Annotated in this window: 16 protein-coding genes and 1 pseudogene; 9 read left to right on the plus strand and 8 right to left on the minus strand. The window is 61.0% G+C overall.

Features of this window, described 5'->3' with window-relative positions:
• Positions 1–46 precede the first annotated feature (46 nt).
• The 3 genes and pseudogenes from SERRSCBI_RS09940 (at position 47) to SERRSCBI_RS09950 (ending at position 3050) form a co-directional block, all read left to right on the plus strand.
• Positions 47–1416: pseudogene (locus tag SERRSCBI_RS09940) on the plus strand (formimidoylglutamate deiminase).
• The gene (locus SERRSCBI_RS09945) at positions 1416–1979 is read left to right on the plus strand and encodes a HutD family protein (RefSeq protein WP_033652099.1); all 564 of its coding nucleotides are present in this window, start codon (positions 1416–1418) and stop codon (positions 1977–1979) included. Before SERRSCBI_RS09940 ends, SERRSCBI_RS09945 begins: the two are co-directional and overlap by 1 nt.
• Positions 1980–2048: 69 nt before the next feature.
• The gene (locus tag SERRSCBI_RS09950; protein ID WP_033652100.1) at positions 2049–3050 is read left to right on the plus strand and encodes a LacI family DNA-binding transcriptional regulator; all 1002 of its coding nucleotides are present in this window, start codon (positions 2049–2051) and stop codon (positions 3048–3050) included.
• A gap of 41 nt (positions 3051–3091) precedes the next feature.
• On the opposite strand, the gene SERRSCBI_RS09955 is transcribed toward SERRSCBI_RS09950, so the two are convergent.
• The 4 genes from SERRSCBI_RS09955 to SERRSCBI_RS09970 form a co-directional block, all read right to left on the minus strand.
• Complete coding sequence (locus SERRSCBI_RS09955) at positions 3092–4534, minus strand: glycoside hydrolase family 32 protein (protein WP_042784310.1); 1443 nt, start codon at positions 4532–4534, stop codon at positions 3092–3094.
• The gene (locus SERRSCBI_RS09960) at positions 4531–5790 is read right to left on the minus strand and encodes an MFS transporter (RefSeq protein ID WP_042784312.1); all 1260 of its coding nucleotides are present in this window, start codon (positions 5788–5790) and stop codon (positions 4531–4533) included. The genes SERRSCBI_RS09955 and SERRSCBI_RS09960 overlap by 4 nt, the downstream gene beginning before the upstream one ends.
• Before the next feature lie 168 nt (positions 5791–5958).
• On the minus strand, positions 5959–7263 hold the full coding sequence (locus SERRSCBI_RS09965) for an MFS transporter (RefSeq protein ID WP_042784313.1): 1305 nt from the start codon (positions 7261–7263) through the stop codon (positions 5959–5961).
• A 93-nt stretch (positions 7264–7356) separates the two neighbouring features.
• A complete protein-coding gene (locus SERRSCBI_RS09970; RefSeq protein ID WP_025302572.1) occupies positions 7357–8055 on the minus strand; it encodes a DAPG hydrolase family protein in 699 nt (232 codons plus the stop codon).
• 93 nt (positions 8056–8148) lie between these two features.
• Here SERRSCBI_RS09970 and SERRSCBI_RS09975 point away from each other — a divergent pair, with 93 nt between their 5' ends.
• On the plus strand, positions 8149–8793 hold the full coding sequence (locus tag SERRSCBI_RS09975; RefSeq protein ID WP_042784314.1) for a TetR/AcrR family transcriptional regulator: 645 nt from the start codon (positions 8149–8151) through the stop codon (positions 8791–8793).
• Between the two features lie 64 nt (positions 8794–8857).
• Here SERRSCBI_RS09975 and pckA read toward each other — a convergent pair whose 3' ends face one another.
• A complete protein-coding gene (pckA, locus tag SERRSCBI_RS09980) occupies positions 8858–10477 on the minus strand; it encodes a phosphoenolpyruvate carboxykinase (ATP) (protein WP_042784315.1) in 1620 nt (539 codons plus the stop codon).
• Between the two features lie 432 nt (positions 10478–10909).
• On the opposite strand from pckA, the gene SERRSCBI_RS09985 reads away from it, so the two are divergent.
• Together SERRSCBI_RS09985 and SERRSCBI_RS09990 are read left to right on the plus strand one after the other, a co-directional pair.
• Positions 10910–12253: a 2-hydroxycarboxylate transporter family protein gene (locus tag SERRSCBI_RS09985; RefSeq protein ID WP_042784317.1), complete on the plus strand. Its 1344-nt coding sequence runs from the start codon at positions 10910–10912 to the stop codon at positions 12251–12253.
• A 328-nt stretch (positions 12254–12581) separates the two neighbouring features.
• Complete coding sequence (locus tag SERRSCBI_RS09990; protein WP_042784318.1) at positions 12582–14000, plus strand: serralysin family metalloprotease; 1419 nt, start codon at positions 12582–12584, stop codon at positions 13998–14000.
• Positions 14001–14146: 146 nt separating this feature from the next.
• Here the strand turns inward: SERRSCBI_RS09990 and SERRSCBI_RS09995 are convergent, their stop codons facing one another.
• On the minus strand, positions 14147–14356 hold the full coding sequence (locus tag SERRSCBI_RS09995; protein ID WP_033642834.1) for a hypothetical protein: 210 nt from the start codon (positions 14354–14356) through the stop codon (positions 14147–14149).
• A 159-nt stretch (positions 14357–14515) separates the two neighbouring features.
• Here SERRSCBI_RS09995 and SERRSCBI_RS24910 point away from each other — a divergent pair, with 159 nt between their 5' ends.
• Entirely contained in the window at positions 14516–14668 is a 153-nt protein-coding gene (locus tag SERRSCBI_RS24910) for a hypothetical protein (protein WP_162837208.1), read from the plus strand.
• Positions 14669–14706: 38 nt separating this feature from the next.
• Here the strand turns inward: SERRSCBI_RS24910 and yniD are convergent, their stop codons facing one another.
• Together yniD and SERRSCBI_RS24710 are read right to left on the minus strand one after the other, a co-directional pair.
• Positions 14707–14799, minus strand: a complete 93-nt coding sequence (gene yniD / locus SERRSCBI_RS25060; RefSeq protein WP_016928013.1) for a small membrane protein YniD — start codon at positions 14797–14799, stop codon at positions 14707–14709.
• A 26-nt stretch (positions 14800–14825) separates the two neighbouring features.
• Positions 14826–14975, minus strand: a complete 150-nt coding sequence (locus SERRSCBI_RS24710; RefSeq protein WP_156965095.1) for a hypothetical protein — start codon at positions 14973–14975, stop codon at positions 14826–14828.
• A gap of 160 nt (positions 14976–15135) precedes the next feature.
• On the opposite strand from SERRSCBI_RS24710, the gene SERRSCBI_RS10000 reads away from it, so the two are divergent.
• Together SERRSCBI_RS10000 and SERRSCBI_RS10005 are read left to right on the plus strand one after the other, a co-directional pair.
• Positions 15136–15528, plus strand: coding sequence for an ASCH domain-containing protein (locus SERRSCBI_RS10000; RefSeq protein WP_042784319.1), 393 nt, complete (start codon positions 15136–15138; stop codon positions 15526–15528).
• Between the two features lie 4 nt (positions 15529–15532).
• Positions 15533–16132, plus strand: a complete 600-nt coding sequence (locus tag SERRSCBI_RS10005) for a C39 family peptidase (RefSeq protein ID WP_042784320.1) — start codon at positions 15533–15535, stop codon at positions 16130–16132.
• The last annotated feature ends 37 nt before the right edge of the window (positions 16133–16169 follow it).

The following is a 16169-nucleotide window of genomic DNA, read 5'->3' on the forward strand; positions in this document are numbered from 1 at the left end:
CATCGCCGCGCCTTATTCGCCGTTACATTAACCGTGGAATACTGCCATGCCTGCTTATTTTGCCCCACGCGCTTTGCTCCCTGAGGGCTGGGCGCATAACGTCCGGCTGGACGTCGATGCGCAAGGTTATCTGACTCAAGTTACCGCCAACGCTGAACCGCAAGGCTGCACCCGGCTGCACGGCGATGCGGTGCCGGGCATGCCGAACCTGCACTCCCACGCCTTTCAGCGCGCGATGGCCGGGGTGGCGGAAGTGGCGGGCAACCCGCAGGACAGCTTCTGGACCTGGCGCGATCTGATGTATCGGCTGGTGCAGCGCCTGACGCCGGAGCAGGTGGAGGTGGTCGCCCGTCAACTGTATATCGAAATGCTCAAGGGCGGATATACCCAGGTGGCCGAATTCCACTACCTGCATCACGACGCCGACGGCAAGCCTTACGCCGATCGCGGTGAGATGACCGGCCGCCTCAGCGCGGCCGCGCATCAGGCCGGCATCGGCATGACGATGCTGCCGGTGCTGTACAGCTACGCCGGTTTTGGCGCCCAGCCGGCCCAGCCGGGGCAGAAACGGTTTATCCAGGATGCCGAAGGCTATCTGCAACAGCAGCAGGTGATTGCTCGCCAACTGGCGGATCGCCCGTTGCAGAATCACGGTCTGTGTTTCCATTCGCTGCGCGCGGTGGAACTTGGCCAGATGCAACAGATTTTGGCCGCGTCGGATCGCACCTTGCCGGTGCATATTCATATCGCCGAGCAGCAAAAAGAGGTGAACGACTGCCTGGCGTGGAGCGGGCAGCGACCGGTGGCCTGGCTGTATGACCATCTGCCGGTGGATCAGCGCTGGTGCCTGGTGCACGCCACCCATCTGGATCGCGACGAGCTGGAAGCGCTGGCGCGCAGTCGCGCGGTGGCCGGCCTGTGCCCGACCACCGAAGCCAACCTCGGCGACGGCATTTTCCCCGGCGACGTCTATCTGCAGCAGCAGGGGCGTTGGGGCATCGGCTCCGACAGCCACGTTTCGCTCAACGTGGTGGAAGAGCTGCGCTGGTTTGAATATGGTCAGCGGCTGCGCGATCAGCGCCGCATCGCCTGACGACACCGCAGCAACCGGCGGTGGGCGATGTGCTGTATCACCAGGCGCTGCAAGGCGGCGCGCAGGCGTGTGGCGCGCCGATCGGCCGCTTGCAGAGCGGCTATCGCGCCGACTGGCTGGTGCTGGACGGCGACGATCCGTATTTGTCGGCGGCGCCGGATGCCTCGATCCTCAACCGCTGGCTGTTCGCCGGCGGCAAAGAGCAAATTCGCGACGTGTTCGTCGGCGGCCGACAGGTGATCGAGCAGGGGCGGCACGCGCTGCAGCAGCAGAGCAGCGCCGATTTCCTGCAGGTGCTGAAAACCTTTCAGCAGGAGGCGTGATGAGCCTGACCCGTTTTAATTTCGCTGGGTTGCCGGTCAGCCCGTGGCGCAACGGCGGCGGGGAAACCCGTGAAATCGTCAGTTGGCCGCCGGGCGAGCCGGATTTCGACTGGCGCGCCAGCATCGCCACCATCGCACAGGACGGGCCGTTTTCCGCCTTTGCGGGCATCGATCGTTCGATCACGCTGCTGGAAGGCGACGGCGTGCGGCTGTTCAGCGCCGGGCATATCGACCATCAGTTGGCGCGTATCGGGGAGCCGTTCGCCTTTTCCGGCGACGTGGCGCTGGAAGCGACGCTGCTGGGCGGCGCCAGTCAGGATTTCAACATCATGACGCGCCGCGGCCGGCTAGCGGCGCAGGTGCAACGCAGCGCCGAGCCGCTAACCTTGCCGCCGGGGCGGGCGGGGGTGCTGTATGTGCTGAGCGGGCTCTGGTCGCTGCCGGGGGGCGGCGAACTGAGCGCGCGCGAGGGCGTCTGGTGGACGGCATCGGCGGCGGGGGGCGACGTGGCGCCGTTGAGGGCCGGCAGCGCCATCCTGTGGGCGGACATCACACCCCGTTAACGCAGAGTAGAGTCCTGCGCCCGGTTATGGGATTATTCACTTTTTCCCATTAATCATAAAGAAGGGCGCATGGCTTCGCTGAAAGACGTCGCAAAACTTGCCGGAGTCTCGTTGATGACGGTGTCCCGCGCCATCAATGATCCCGGCAAGCTGCGGCCGGAAACCTACCGCCGCGTCAAACAGGCTATCGATCGGTTGGACTATGTGCCGGATCTGTCGGCGCGGCGTATTCGCGGTGACGGAAATCGCGTGCAGACGCTCGGCGTGCTGGCGCTGGATACCGCCACGACGCCGTTCTCGGTGGAAATGATCCTGTCGATTGAGAAAACCGCGCGCGAGCGCGGCTGGAACAGCTTCGTCGTCAACCTGTTCGCCGACGACAACGCCGAACAGACCGTCGATCTGCTGCTGGCGCATCGGCCGGATGGGGTGATCTTCACCACGATGGGGCTGCGTGAGGTGACGCTGCCGGCCAAACTGCTGGACAAAAAGCTGGTGTTGGCCAACTGCGTCAGCCCGGCGCATTCGATCGCCAGCTACATTCCTGATGATGAGCAAGGGCAGTATGACGCGACGCGCACGCTGATCGCCAAAGGCTATCGCGCGCCTTTGTGCATTCATTTACCGGCGGATACGCTGGCGGCGGGGCTGCGCCGCCGCGGTCTGGAACGCGCCTGGCGCGAAGCGGGGCGCGATGTTGAACAGCTGCGGCAGTATCATCTCGATCTGAGCGCCGGCGATCAAAGCTATCGCGACTGCGTAGCGTTGCTGGAGCGGCATTTTTCCGCCGGCCGGCGCGATTGCGATGTCGTGGTGTGTGGGAACGATCGGATAGCGTTTCTGGCGTATCAGGTATTGCTGGCGCAAGGTTGGCGGATACCGCAGCAGGTGGCGGTGCTGGGCTACGACAATATGGTCGGCACCGGCGAGCTGTTCCTGCCTGCATTGACGACGGTGCAGCTGCCGCATTATGAACTGGGTCGCCTTGCGGCGCTGCATGTGATTGAGCGGCGGGAACAGCGTGATACGGTGAAAGTGCCTTGCCCGCTGCTGGAACGTGGTTCGCTGTAAGCGCACCGGGGGCATCGCTGCGCGCCCGGTGCTCATTCCCATTACCCCCAGATGCTTGCCAACTGCCATCCCGTGATGGGCTCGAACAGCGCCTGGCCGCCTTCGGCGAACAGGCTGAGGCGGCGATCGCCCGCCGTCGGATAGATGCGGCTGGTCAGGCAGGCCTGCCCCTGATTAACGAAGATCTCCAGCGAGGAGCGATCGATAAAGATCCGCAGCGACAGGATGTCACCCTCCGGCAGCGGCACACTGCGGCAGGTGCACAGCGCCGGGTGTTCATTAAAACGCTCCAGCACCAGTCGGTGTGACTGATTGTCGACGAACAGCCGCGCCGCACTCCCAATGGCCAGCCCGTACCGCTCGGCGTCGCTGTCGGCCGGTCTCAACGTCAGGATGAGCTCCTGCATATCGTTCGTCAGCGGCAGATGCTGATTGGTCAGCGTCTGCGCCGACAACGTCTGCGATCCTCGGCGCAACGCCGCCAGTTCACGCGCCGGATTCATGCGGACGCTGCCGTCGGCGGCCAGCGTCAGCTCGCGTGGCAGGGTGAGGGCGCCGGCCCAGCGGTGCGCTTTGCTGGGCATCGGTGATTCCCACATATCCATCCAGGCAAACAGCAACCGACGGCCGTCGGCGGCGGTGAAGGTCTGCGGCGCATAGAAATCGTGGCCGGCATCCAGCTCGCAGAAGGGCTGCGTTACCGTAAAGTCGCCGTCCGGCCGCCAATGGCCGAGCAGATAGCCGCTCTGGAAGCGATTGCGGTAGCGGTAGCCCTGCGCCGCCAGCCCCTGCGGCGAAAACAGCAGCAGGTGTTGCTCCCCCAGCGGGAAGAAATCCGGGCATTCCCACATATAGCCCTGATGCGCCGTTTGCGCGCCGGCCAGCACCCGATCGAAGCGCCAGGCGCGCAGGTCGGCTGAGCGGTACAGGCGCACCTGGCCCAGGCCGTTTTCTTTGGCGCCGACCACCAGCCACCATTCGCCGTTCTCGCACCAGACTTTCGGATCGCGAAAATGCTGAATGCCGTCCGGCGGGGCCAGCACCGGCCCGTGTTTGACGAAGCGTATGCCGTCTTCGCTGGTGGCCAGACATTGCACTTCCCGCACCTGGCTGTCGTCACCGGGTTCGCCCAACCACACGTGGCCGGTGTAAAGCAGCGTCAGCACGCCGTTGTCATCCACGGCGCAGCCGGAAAAACAACCGTCTTGGTCATAGGGCGCATCGGGCGCCAGGGCGATGGGTTGGTGCTGCCAGCGTATCAGATCGCGGCTGGTCGCATGCCCCCAGTGCATGGGCCCCCAGTGCTCGCTATGGGGATGATGTTGGAAGAACGCATGATAGACGCCGTCAATACAGATCAGGCCGTTGGGATCGTTGATCCAGCCGGCGGCCGGTGCGAGATGGAACTGCGGATAATAATCGTCTCGGCGCTCTGCGCGCAGGGCTTCGACCGCATGGTCGGCTTGAGCTAAAGCAGTGTTCATTGGACAGACTCACTTGATTTAATGGCGGATGGAAAGGGCGTTGCCGTGGCGGAGCGTTCGCCGCGCAGCAAGAAACAGGAGACAAGCGTGGTGACGGCGACCGCGCAGCCCATCAGCAGATAGGTGTCGGCAAAGCCGATGCGGTCATAACCGTAGCCCGCCAGCGGCGACAGGAAGCTGGCCATCACCTGGGTGATGAACTGGAAGCCTACCAGGTACAGCGTGGAGGAGAGTCGGCTGTCGAAGCGGCTGGCGATGTATTTGAAGATAGCGATCAGCAGGATTGGCAATTCTACGGCGTGCAGCAGTTTCATGGCGGAGATCATCAGGGCGCCGCTGACCAACCCGGAACCGAACATGCGCAGCGCCATCACGCTGCCCGCCAGCAACAGCCCCTGCTTGGCGCCGATACGGTTCACCAGCAGCGGGGCCAGGAACATGCCGCCGGCTTCGAGGAAGACCTGCAGCGAGTTGAGAAAACCGTACATCTCGTTGCCCTGTGCGCGAGAAGCGAACTGTGAAGCGAAGTAGACAGAAAATTGCTGATCGAAAACGTTGTATACGCTGATCCCCAGCACAAACACTACCAGCGCCCAGAAGCCCGGCATGCGCAGCAGCGCCAGCGCGTCCTGCAGCCGCAGGTTCTCCGGTTTGCCGAACGCCAGGCCGGCCATGGCGTTCGGCTTCAGCTCGCGCACCTGACTGAGCAGCAACAGGAACACCACGGCGGCGGCGGAGGCCAGCCAGAAATTGATGTTCGGGTTGATATTGAAGATAAAACCGGCCACAAAGGTGGCGCTGGCCCAGCCGAGCGAGCCCCACATGCGGGCGCGGCCGAACTCGAAACCGCTGATGCGGCTGACGCGCTCGGTATAAGACTCCAGCGCGCCGATGCCGGCGAAGAAGGTCGCGCCGATGAACACCCCGCCGACCAAAGCGCCGAGCGGCAGGCTGCTCGCCAGCAGCGGGGCATAAACGTAGATAAAGAATGGGCCGGTCAGCAGCAGCATCACGCCGAGAAACTGCAGCAGGTGTTTGCGCAGCCCAAGTTTGTCCTGAATAAAGCCGTACAACGGCTGTGCGCACAGCGCCACCAGCGAGATGGCGGAGAAGATCAGGCCGGTCTCGGCGCCTTTCAGCCCGATCTTTTGATTCAGCCATAGCGAGATCAGCGAAAAGCTGGAAGACCAGGTGAAGAAAAAGAAGAACAGCAGGCCGCTGAGCAGCACGTAATATTTTTTAGTTTCGCGGTTCATGGGTAGGGCCCCGGTGAGTGAAGTTAGCTCTATTGTTAACGTTAACTCGCGGATGGATGAAGCTGTCAGTTATCACTCATGCGATGTTAATCACAAAAGTTAACGTTAACATTCTTGCGTTGTGATCATTATCACTAGTTGGAATGGGGGCGATGCGCCCCCGGAGGATTAACGTTCGTTCAGCGAGCGCAGATGATCGTCGCGGCGCAGCGTCATCAGCGCAAACAGGCTGACCACCGACGTGGCGACCACATAGTAGGCGGGAATGTCGATATTGCCGGTCTGTTTGATGAGGCCGGTGATAATCAGCCCGGCCGAGCCGGAAAACACCGCATTGGACAGCGAGTAAGCCAGCCCCAGGCCGGTATAGCGCACCCGGGTCGGGAACATCTCCGCCAGCATCGCCGGGCCGGGACCGGCCAGCAGGCCGACCACGGCGCCGGCGATCATGACTGCCAGCCCTTTGATCCACAGTGAGCTCTGCGCATCCTGCAACAGGTGCAGCAGCGGGAAGGTGAACAGGATCACCGCCGCCACGGCTGTCAGCATCACCGTTTTTCGTCCCAGCCTGTCGCTGATGATGCCCGCCGGCAGGATGGTCAGGGCGAAACCGACGTTGGCCAGCACCGTCGCCACCAGCGCCTGTTGGAAGGTGGCGTGCAGCGAGGTTTGCAAATAGGAAGGCATCACCACCAGGAAGGTATAGCCGGCGGCCGACCAGCCCATCATGCGGCCGATGCCGACCAGAATGGTTTTCACCACGCCGCCCAGCTTCGCTTCCGGCGGCGCGGCGGTGTGCTCCGCGGCGTGCTGCGCCTGGGTAAACGTCGGCGTTTCCTCAAGCTTGAGCCGCAGCCACAGCGCCACGGCGCCCATCGGCAGCGCCAGCAGGAAGGGAATGCGCCAGCCCCAGTCATGCAACTGCTGCACGCTCAGCAGCGCAGCCAGCAGCGCCACCAGCCCGGCGCCGGCCAACAGGCCGAGCGCGACGGTCAGCGATTGCCAGGCGCCGAACAGCCCGCGCTTGCCCTTTGGGGCGAACTCGGTCATCAGCGACACGGCGCCGCCGAATTCGCCGCCGGCGAACAGCCCCTGGAACATACGCAGCAGCGTCAGCAGCAGCGGGGCGGCGACGCCGATCGAGGCATAGGTCGGCATGACGCCGATCAACGCCGTCGCCAGCGTCATCAGCAGCAGGACCGCAATCAGCGTCGGACGACGGCCGATGCGATCGCCGATGCGGCCGAAGATCACCGCGCCGATCGGCCGGCAGAAAAACGCCAGCGCGAAGGCGGCGTAGGTGAGGATCAGGCTGGTGATTTCATTTTCACCCTGCAGCGTGAAAAAATTGGCGGCGATAACGGTGGCCAGGAACCCGTACACCCCGAACTCGTACCATTCGATAAAGTTGCCGACCGAGCCGGCCAGCAACGCCTGACGCGAGCGGCGCGCGTCGAGAGTCTGTTGATTCATCCCCGTTCCCATACTTTTGATTTATTGTTCGTCAGTTCTAAATTTATACGACAAAACAATCAATTGATTTCAGCGGGAACTGTGAGGCGCGATTCACCAGAGCAACGGCGCCGGCTCGCGGCCGTTTTCGGCGTAGTACAGCGACGGCAGGAACTGCGCCAGATAGCTGAACTCGTTGTAGCAGTGGCGCATCAGGTTAAACCCGATGTCGTCCGACAGTTCGTCGTGGGCGTTGGCGCAGGCTTTACCCAACAGAAAACGGCTGCGCAGCACGCACCCGTAGGGCGTATCGCGCGCCAGATGCAGCATTTCGCCGTCGCAGGGATCGCCGTTGTCATCCAACGCCACCTGGTCGCCGAAGCCGATGCGCGCGCACACGGCGGCGGAGAGCGCCTGCGCGTCACGCGCCTGGCGCAGCGGTTGCGGCGCGAAGAAGTCCTCGGCGGCGTGGAATTTGAGGCGCGCCGCGACCGGTGGCAGCTCCGCCAGCCATTCGACCGCTTCGATGCTGGCGCCGACGTAGCTTTCCCCTTTTTTCCAATGGCGGTCCCAGCCGCGATGTTCGACGTGATCGTGCGGGTGCCACCAGTTGATGTGCTGCGTGTTCTCAAAGAAGGTGAACCACCAGTCCAGCATGCGCCCCTTGCAGCCGTGCAGATCGGTACGGACCGCGACGGTCAGCAAACCGTCGGCGCTGCGACTCAGCCCCATCTCCAGCCGCAGCGGTTCAGGTTTGAGCAACTCGTTGATATCGTTAACGCCCCACGGCGCCAGCAGGGAAGGATGTGTCATAATGGGTTCCTGTTTTATTTTGGAAACGAATTGTGTTTCCAAAATAAAACTATGCCGCTATGCTGAGTCTGTCAATGCTTGTGAGGAATAAATATGGCGAACCCGAATGAAGAACCGCTGCGTGCTCGCGGCCGGCCGGCCACGCCGGAAACGGCGCTGCGCGCCGCGTTGGCGCAGGCGACGCTGGCGCTGTTGCTCGACGGCGGCTATGCCGCGGCAACGGTGGATGCGGTGGCGAAACGCGCCGGGGTGGCTAAAAAAACCCTGTATCGCTTTGCGGCCAATCGCGACGAACTGGTGGCGCAGGCGGTGAGCGGCTGGACCGAGGCGTTTCAGCCGGCCTTCGCCCAGGATGCCGGGCGGTGGGAGGCGGTGGCGCCGCTGTTGGAAAAAGGGCTGAAGGCGGTGGCGCAGCAGGTATTGAGCGCCGAAGCGGTGGGGATGTTTCGGCTGTTGCAAAGCGAGTTTCCGGGGCGCGAGGCGCTGCTGGACAGCTATCAGCGCAACGGCATTCTGCGCGGACGGGCGACGGTGGCGGACTGGCTGCGGCGCCAGCAGCAGTGCGGGTGGCTGCGTGAGCGCGACTGGGCGCAAACCAGCGATCTGCTGTTGGCGATGGCCATCGCCGAACCGCTGCGGCAGATGACCCTGGGGCTGTTGCCGCCCGGCAGCGCGATCGACGAGCGCATCGCGGCGGCGGTGGCGCTGGTGATGCCGGGTTTGCTGGCGGAAGGATGAAAAGATGAAAACAAGAAAGGGCCGAAAGTTCGGCCCTTAAACAGCAGGATGCAAAACGTCTGCGTTACAGCTTCGGCCCGGCGTTCACCAGTTTTTCGCCCGCCTGGGTGACGGTATATTTGGCGAAGTTATCGATAAAGCGCTGCGCCAGATCCTGCGCTTTCTCCTGCCACAGCGATTCGTCGGCGTAGGTTTTGCGCGGATCGAGGATCGACGGATCGACGCCCGGCAGCGCGGTCGGCACTGCCAGCCCGAAGATCGGCAGCGTGAAGGTGTCGGCCTGCTCAATGTCGCCATTCAAGATGGCGTCGATGATGCCGCGCGTATCTTTGATCGAGATACGCTTGCCGCTGCCGTTCCAGCCGGTGTTGACCAGGTAAGCCTGGGCGCCGGCGGCCTCCATGCGTTTCACCAGCACTTCAGCGTATTGCGTCGGGTGCAGCGTCAGGAACGCGGCGCCGAAGCAGGCGGAGAAGGTCGGCGTCGGGGCGGTGATGCCGCGCTCGGTGCCGGCCAGCTTGGCGGTGAAGCCGGACAGGAAGTGGTATTGGGTCTGCTCCGGCGTCAGGCGCGACACCGGCGGCAGCACGCCGAAGGCGTCGGCGGTCAGGAAGATGATCTTGCGCGCGTGGTCGGCTTTGGACACCGGTTTGACGATGTTCTCGATGTGATAAATCGGGTAAGAGACGCGGGTGTTCTCGGTTTTGCTGGCGTCGTCGAAGTCGATGCTGCCGTCGGCCCGCACGGTGACGTTTTCGAGCAGCGCATCGCGGCGGATCGCCTGATAGATTTCCGGCTCCGCCTGCGGCGACAGCTTGATGGTTTTGGCGTAGCAGCCGCCTTCGAAGTTGAACACGCCGTCGTCGTCCCAGCCGTGCTCGTCATCGCCGATCAGTTGGCGTTTCGGATCGGTGGAGAGGGTGGTTTTGCCGGTGCCGGACAGGCCAAAGAACACCGCGACGTCGCCTTGCTCGCCGACGTTGGCCGAGCAGTGCATCGAGGCGATGCCCTTCAGCGGCAGCAGATAGTTCATGATCGAGAACAGGCCTTTCTTCATCTCGCCGCCGTACCAGGTGCCGCCGATCAGCTGCATGCGCTCGGTCAGGTTGAAAGCGACGAAGTTTTCCGAGTGCAGCCCTTGCTGTTGCCAGTCCGGGTTGGTGCATTTGGCGCCGTTCAACACCACGAAGTCCGGCTCAAAGTCCGCCAGCTCGGCGTCGCTTGGGCGGATAAACATGTTTTTCACGAAGTGCGCCTGCCAGGCCACCTCGGTGATGAAGCGCACCTTCAGGCGCGTATCGGCGTTGGCGCCGCAGAAGGCATCCACCACGAACAGACGCTTGCCGGAGAGCTGGTTGCCCACCAGCGTCTTCAGATGCTGCCAGACTTCCGGCGACAGCGGCTGGTTGTCGTTCTTGCCGGTACCGTTGTCGGACCACCAGACGGTGTCGCGCGTGGTGTCGTCGCGCACGATGTATTTGTCTTTCGGCGAACGGCCGGTAAATTCGCCGGTCGCGACGTTGACCGCACCCAGTTGGGTGAGGGTGCCGCGTTCCAGCGGCGGCAGGTCGGCGCGGGTCTCTTCAGCGAACAGCAATTCATAGCTGGGGTTATAGACGATGTCGGCGGCCTGATGGATGCCGTAGCGAGCGAGGGTTTGTGGGGTAACAGCGCGTGAAGACATATTCTACTTCCTTATGAGTCATATTATGCCTTTTTCCCGTACGGTGCCGCGCGCGGGATTAAGGTTCGGATCAAGCTGACCGGATTCAGCTAATGGCGTTTCCGGTTCTTTATTAATAAAGCAGGGGGCTTTTTCGCCCTCCTATAGCATAGCAGCGAATTTAAGCCTGATTACTTTAATTACAAAATGCTGACGATAATTAATTAAAACCAACCTTGGCGGAGGGTCACAATATTGAATTCCCTCAGCGTAATTTAGTTTTGCATTTTTATTTTTTATCATATTGTCAGTGCTGTCTACTGTTTTATTTCTTATTAGAAAAAGCGAAATCCGCAATAGGATTTTTGTAATTAGTTGTTTTCACTTGGCTATGGCGGGATTGTTGCGCTAGGTGAATCTAACCGTACTGTACGCTTGTCAGCAGGGTGAATAATGAAACAGATAAATGCAGAAATAGCCTGTGATAAAAATACGGCATCGTCCGAATCATCAGGATTAATTAATCAACTTCGTCAAATAGATATCGGTGCGGTGCCGATCGCGTTGTTTATCACGATTTGCGCCATCGTGGCGATTTCCGCCTACGCCAACTTCCTGCCGAAGAATATGATCGGCGGCCTGGCGGTGATAATGACGCTGGGCTTTGCGTTGGCGCAGTTGGGTAAAAGCATTCCCGTGCTGCGCGATATCGGCGGGCCGGCCATTCTGTGTTTGATGGTGCCGTCGGTGCTGGTCTACTTCAACGTGTTCCAGCCCAACGTCATGGGCACCGTCCATCTGCTGATGAAAGACGCCAACCTGCTTTATTTCGTCATCGCCAGTCTGGTGGTCGGCAGCATTCTCGGCATGAACCGGGTGATCCTGATCCAGGGGATGATTCGCATGTTCGTGCCGCTGGTGGTGGGCACGGTCACGGCGGTGATCACCGGGCTGCTGGTGGGGAAACTGTTCGGCTTCACCTTCTATCACACCTTCTTCTTTATCATCGTGCCGATCATCGGCGGCGGCATCGGCGAGGGCATTTTACCGCTGTCGTTGGCCTATTCGGCGATCCTGGGATCGACACCGGACGTCTACGTCGCGCAGCTGGCGCCGGCGGCGGTGCTGGGTAATATCTTCGCCATCGTGACCGCCGGGGTGCTGGCGCGCGTCGGCATGCAGCGCAAGGCGCTGAGCGGCGACGGCATGCTGATCCGTTCGGCGCAGGAGAACGCGATGTTCGCCATCAAGGAACAAAGCGGCAACGTCGATTTCCAACTAATGGGCGGCGGGCTGCTGGTGATCTGCGCCTTCTTTATCGTCGGCGGCCTGTTCGAGCATATCGTGCATATCCCTGGCCCGGTGCTGATGATCCTGTTCGCGGTGCTGTGCAAATACTGCCGGGTGATCCCGGCTTCGATGGAGACCGGCGCGCACAGTTTCTATAAGTTCGTCTCCACCGCGTTGGTGTGGCCGCTGATGATCGGTCTGGGCATGTTGTACGTGCCGCTGGAAAGCGTGGTTGCGGTGTTTTCGGTCGGCTATGTGGTGGTCTGCGGCTCGGTGGTGCTGTCGATGGGGTTGGTCAGTTTCCTGATTGCGCCTTACCTGAAGATGTTCCCGGTGGAAGCGGCGATCGTCACCTGCTGTCACAGCGGCCTGGGCGGCACCGGCGACGTGGCGATCCTGTCGGCGTCCAACCGCATGGGGCTGATGCCGTTCGCCCAAATCGCTACGCGCATCGGCGGCGCTTCCACGGTCATTGGCGCGACGCTGTTGCTCGGTTGGTTAGTCTGAGTCCAGAGTGTGTTATGGATAGCCGGGGTTGGATTGCCCCGGTTTTTTTATACTTTTTTCGACATCGTGATAATGCTGATTATTACCTTGAAAATCATTCGCATGGCGGAAAATCCCTGTCACACTTTTGATAAGAAAAATCTGTTCTCGGTAAAATGTGTCTATTCTCTTCTCTTAAGGGATTATCGTTCTCATTCAGAGTGCCGATGGAAGGCGCCAGCGCATTACCGATATCCCCGTATTGAATCAACACCGGGCCGCTGCCGTTCAGGCAATCCGCCAGTTGGGGCATCCCCCCGATTGAATTGACGAATATGGAGATAAGGTTATGTCATCAAGCAATGCTTCCGTTAAGGCCGAAGGCGTATTAGCCCTGCTGGGCGCTTATAAACCCGATGAAGACGATACCATTACCGTGCTTCATCCGTCGAAAACGTTCGAGAATGCCGGCCTGGAACTGGTGCGCGGCGATCGCAGTTGGCACGACAAGGGCGTGACCGAAAAGCCGGTCTCCCTGACCTACAGCTTCTGGGAAAAGGCGCCGGGCAATATGTCGAGCATGAGCATCAGCGGCTTCAGCAGCTTTAACGCGGAACAGCGCGAGCAGGCCAAACTGGCGCTGCAGTCATGGTCCGACGTGGCCAACATCACCTTCACCGAGACCAGCAACACCGCCGCCGCCAACATCAAATTCGGTCTGTTCGATTACAGCTCGCGCGGCTCCTATGCCTTTGCGTATAACCCGGATTCATCGCCTTCGGTCGCCGGTCAAACCTGGTATAACGCCAAGAACCACACCTTCGTCAACAACCAGATCCATGAAAACGAGTACGGCCGCCAGACCTTCACCCATGAGATCGGTCATGCGCTGGGGTTGCAGCACCCGGGCGACTATAACGCCGCGCCGGGCGTCAGCATCACCTACGCTAAAGACGCGACCTACTTCGAAGACAGCCGCGCCCACAGCCTGATGAGCTATTTCAGCGAAAGCAACACCGGGCAGGACTTTAAAGGCGCGTACTCTTCCGGGCCGTTGCTCAATGACATCACGGCGATCCAGCATTTCTACGGCGCCAACATGAACACCCGCACCGGCGACACGGTTTACGGTTTCAATTCCAACACCGATCGCGACTTCCTCACCGCCACCGGTGCGCAGGACAAGATAATCTTCACCGCCTGGGATGCCGGCGGCAACGACACCTTCGACTTCTCCGGCTTCGGCCAAAATCAGCGCATCAACCTGAATGAAAAGGCGTTCTCGGACGTTGGCGGCCTGAAAGGCAACGTGTCGATCGCGGCGGGCGTAACGATTGAAAACGCCATCGGCGGGTCGGGTAACGATGTGCTGGTCGGGAACGCCGCCGATAACGTGCTCAAGGGCGGCGCGGGTGATGACGTGTTGTACGGCGGTAAAGGGGCGGATCAGCTGTGGGGCGGCGCCGGCAAGGACACCTTCGTCTACTTCGCGGCGGATGAGTCGACGGCGACGGCGCCGGATTGGATCCGCGACTTCGTGCGCGGCGAGGACAAGATCGATCTGACGCTGTTCAACACCGGCAGCGCCGACGGCATCCGCTTCGTCGATCAGTTCAGCGGCAAGGCGGGCGAGGCGAAGCTGAGCTACGATGCGCAAAATCACGTCAGCGATGTGGCGATCAACCTGGGCGGCGCCTTTGACGGCAACGATTTCCTGGTGAAAGTGGTGGGGCAGCCGCTGGATGCCGGCGATTTCGTGTTGGCGTAAGGCAGGCAACAAAAATAGGGCATTTTGGGCAAAAACCCGACAATTCCTATTAATTACGTCATATTAGCGTGACATAGTAGCGCGCAGAAGGCCGGGCTTGCATACCTCGGGCTTCTGTCGGATCGCCAACCTTTTCGGTTGGCGATTCATTTTCCGCCTTTCAGCATGTTGATGGCGGCGCCGAGCAGGATACGCCGTTCGATGTCGTTGCTCTCGGCCAGCTGCCGCGCCAGATGTTTCTCCAGCGTTTCCACCGACAGCGCCTCGCCGCGATGGCGCAGCTGCATCACGCTGTCGCCGATCAGGCGCGCGACTTCATCCCATACGGGTTTAATCTCCTGTTCCGAGAACGTCATGGCCTACACCTCGGTGGGTTGATTTTCGCCCAATGTAGCAGTTGAACTGCGGCTTCGCTACCGACGGCCAAAAACAGGAAGCATAAAAAACAAGCCATCAGTATTTCTTCTGGTTTTTGCGCTCAATACTTGCGGTGTCGAAAAGCAGGAGATCACAACATGAACTGGGTCGAAACCTTGGCGGAGTACTACCGCCTCAGCCGCACGGGTGAAACGCAACATTGGCTGTGCCGTCGCTGGTTGCCACAGGGGGAAGCGCGTCTGGCCTATTTGCGCGAGTTACTGGAACCGACCGCGGCGCCGCGGCGGTGAGCAGGGCGCCGGCGGTTGGCCGGCGTCGTTTTATGGGATTAACCGAACGCTATCGCCGCCCAACGCAACAGCAACAACGCCAGGCAGATCAGCAGCAGCACCACCACCATTTTACTGAGCTTGTTGCCCATGCGTTTTGTCGCCACGTCGCCCTCTCTTAACTGAAATACCATCCGCCGGCGATGGCGATGAGCAACAGCGTCGCCAACGCGACGCTGTTGAGTAAATCGCTGAAGGTATCGTCAGCATCGAAATCGTCTTGCCGCATGTTGCCGTCTGGCGTTGCCATTGAGTGAATAATGTTCACAGTATGCGCCCCGTAGCGCTGAAGGCACAGCGAAGAACGGTAAAAACTCGTAAAGACGGCGCTGGCATAACGCGCAGTCGCGCTTGTGACGGATGCAGACGGCCGCCAATACGTTGTACTATCCTGTCTGCATTGAGGCATTTTTCCAAAAGGTATAATCATGGCGACGGCAATTCCACAGAAATACGAGCACCTTGAGCGCTGGGCGTTCGGCGATACCGAACAGCAGGCCGATGAAGTGGTGCAATTGATTTTGAACGGCACCAAAACGGCGACCTGCTCCAACCTGGACGGCGAGGGCATCCCACAGGCCGGCGATCGGTTCCTGGTGGTGGACGGCCAGGGAGAGCCGGTCTGCGCGGTTGAGCTGACCGCGGTGGAAATGAAAACATACGATCAGGTCGATGAAGCGCACGCCTTTGCCGAAGGCGAGGGCGATCGTTCGCTGGCGCATTGGCGCAAAGAGCTGCAGCGCTTCTTCGAAGAGTACGATCTGTTCTCGCCGGACATGACGCTGGTGCTGATGAATTTCAAAGTCGTCGACAAGTTCTAAACTGATGCGCGCCGTTCCCTACGAGTGCCAGTGGGCGAGCCCGGAGATGGCCGCCGATCTGATCGCCGGCCGCGCGACGTTGGCGCAAGACGAGAATTGGGCGCGCAGCGGTGCCCGCGATCGGGCGGAGTACGTCGAATGGGCCAACCACGTGTGCGGCATGGCCTGCCTGAAAATGGTGCTGGGCCACCGCGACGGCGCAGCGCCGCCGCTGCTGGAACTGGCGCGCCGCAGCCTGCCTTATGGCGCCTATGTGCGTGAGAACGAGCGGATAAAAGGACTGATTTACGCGCCGTTCGTCGAGTATGTGCGCGAGCAGTTCGCGCTGCAGGCGGAGGTGAAGGTGGGGTTGGCGGCCGCCGATGTGCCGGCGCTGCTTCATGAATGCCGCTACTTTATCGCCTCGGTGCATCCCGCCATTCGCCGGCCCGAGAGCATACCGCCGCAGCGGGGCGGGCATTTGGTGTTGATCACCGCCGCCGATGCGCAAAGCGTGACCTTCCATAATCCTTCGGGCGACAGCCCGGCGACGCGCGAGCGAGTACAGCTGTCACTCAACCGCTTCGCCCACTTCTTTGCCGGCCGCGGCATCGCCATCGCATAAAAAAACGCGCTGTTTCTGATGAAAGCAGCGCGTCGTC

The sequence above is a fragment of the Serratia sp. SCBI genome (assembly GCF_000747565.1).
Lineage (GTDB): Bacteria > Pseudomonadota > Gammaproteobacteria > Enterobacterales > Enterobacteriaceae > Serratia > Serratia ureilytica.

Bases quoted from the DNA above. Each gene is read 5' to 3' on its own strand.
- SERRSCBI_RS09945 (WP_033652099.1), top strand. From the start codon at position 1,416: ATGAGCCTGACCCGTTTTAATTTCGCTGGGTTGCCGGTCAGCCCGTGG.
- SERRSCBI_RS09950 (WP_033652100.1), top strand. From the start codon at position 2,049: ATGGCTTCGCTGAAAGACGTCGCAAAACTTGCCGGAGTCTCGTTGATG.
- SERRSCBI_RS09955 (WP_042784310.1), bottom strand. From the start codon at position 4,534: ATGAACACTGCTTTAGCTCAAGCCGACCATGCGGTCGAAGCCCTGCGC.
- SERRSCBI_RS09960 (WP_042784312.1), bottom strand. From the start codon at position 5,790: ATGAACCGCGAAACTAAAAAATATTACGTGCTGCTCAGCGGCCTGCTG.
- SERRSCBI_RS09965 (WP_042784313.1), bottom strand. From the start codon at position 7,263: ATGAATCAACAGACTCTCGACGCGCGCCGCTCGCGTCAGGCGTTGCTG.
- SERRSCBI_RS09970 (WP_025302572.1), bottom strand. From the start codon at position 8,055: ATGACACATCCTTCCCTGCTGGCGCCGTGGGGCGTTAACGATATCAAC.
- SERRSCBI_RS09975 (WP_042784314.1), top strand. From the start codon at position 8,149: ATGGCGAACCCGAATGAAGAACCGCTGCGTGCTCGCGGCCGGCCGGCC.
- pckA (WP_042784315.1), bottom strand. From the start codon at position 10,477: ATGTCTTCACGCGCTGTTACCCCACAAACCCTCGCTCGCTACGGCATC.
- SERRSCBI_RS09985 (WP_042784317.1), top strand. From the start codon at position 10,910: ATGAAACAGATAAATGCAGAAATAGCCTGTGATAAAAATACGGCATCG.
- SERRSCBI_RS09990 (WP_042784318.1), top strand. From the start codon at position 12,582: ATGTCATCAAGCAATGCTTCCGTTAAGGCCGAAGGCGTATTAGCCCTG.
- SERRSCBI_RS09995 (WP_033642834.1), bottom strand. From the start codon at position 14,356: ATGACGTTCTCGGAACAGGAGATTAAACCCGTATGGGATGAAGTCGCG.
- SERRSCBI_RS24910 (WP_162837208.1), top strand. From the start codon at position 14,516: ATGAACTGGGTCGAAACCTTGGCGGAGTACTACCGCCTCAGCCGCACG.
- yniD (WP_016928013.1), bottom strand. From the start codon at position 14,799: ATGGGCAACAAGCTCAGTAAAATGGTGGTGGTGCTGCTGCTGATCTGC.
- SERRSCBI_RS10000 (WP_042784319.1), top strand. From the start codon at position 15,136: ATGGCGACGGCAATTCCACAGAAATACGAGCACCTTGAGCGCTGGGCG.
- SERRSCBI_RS10005 (WP_042784320.1), top strand. From the start codon at position 15,533: ATGCGCGCCGTTCCCTACGAGTGCCAGTGGGCGAGCCCGGAGATGGCC.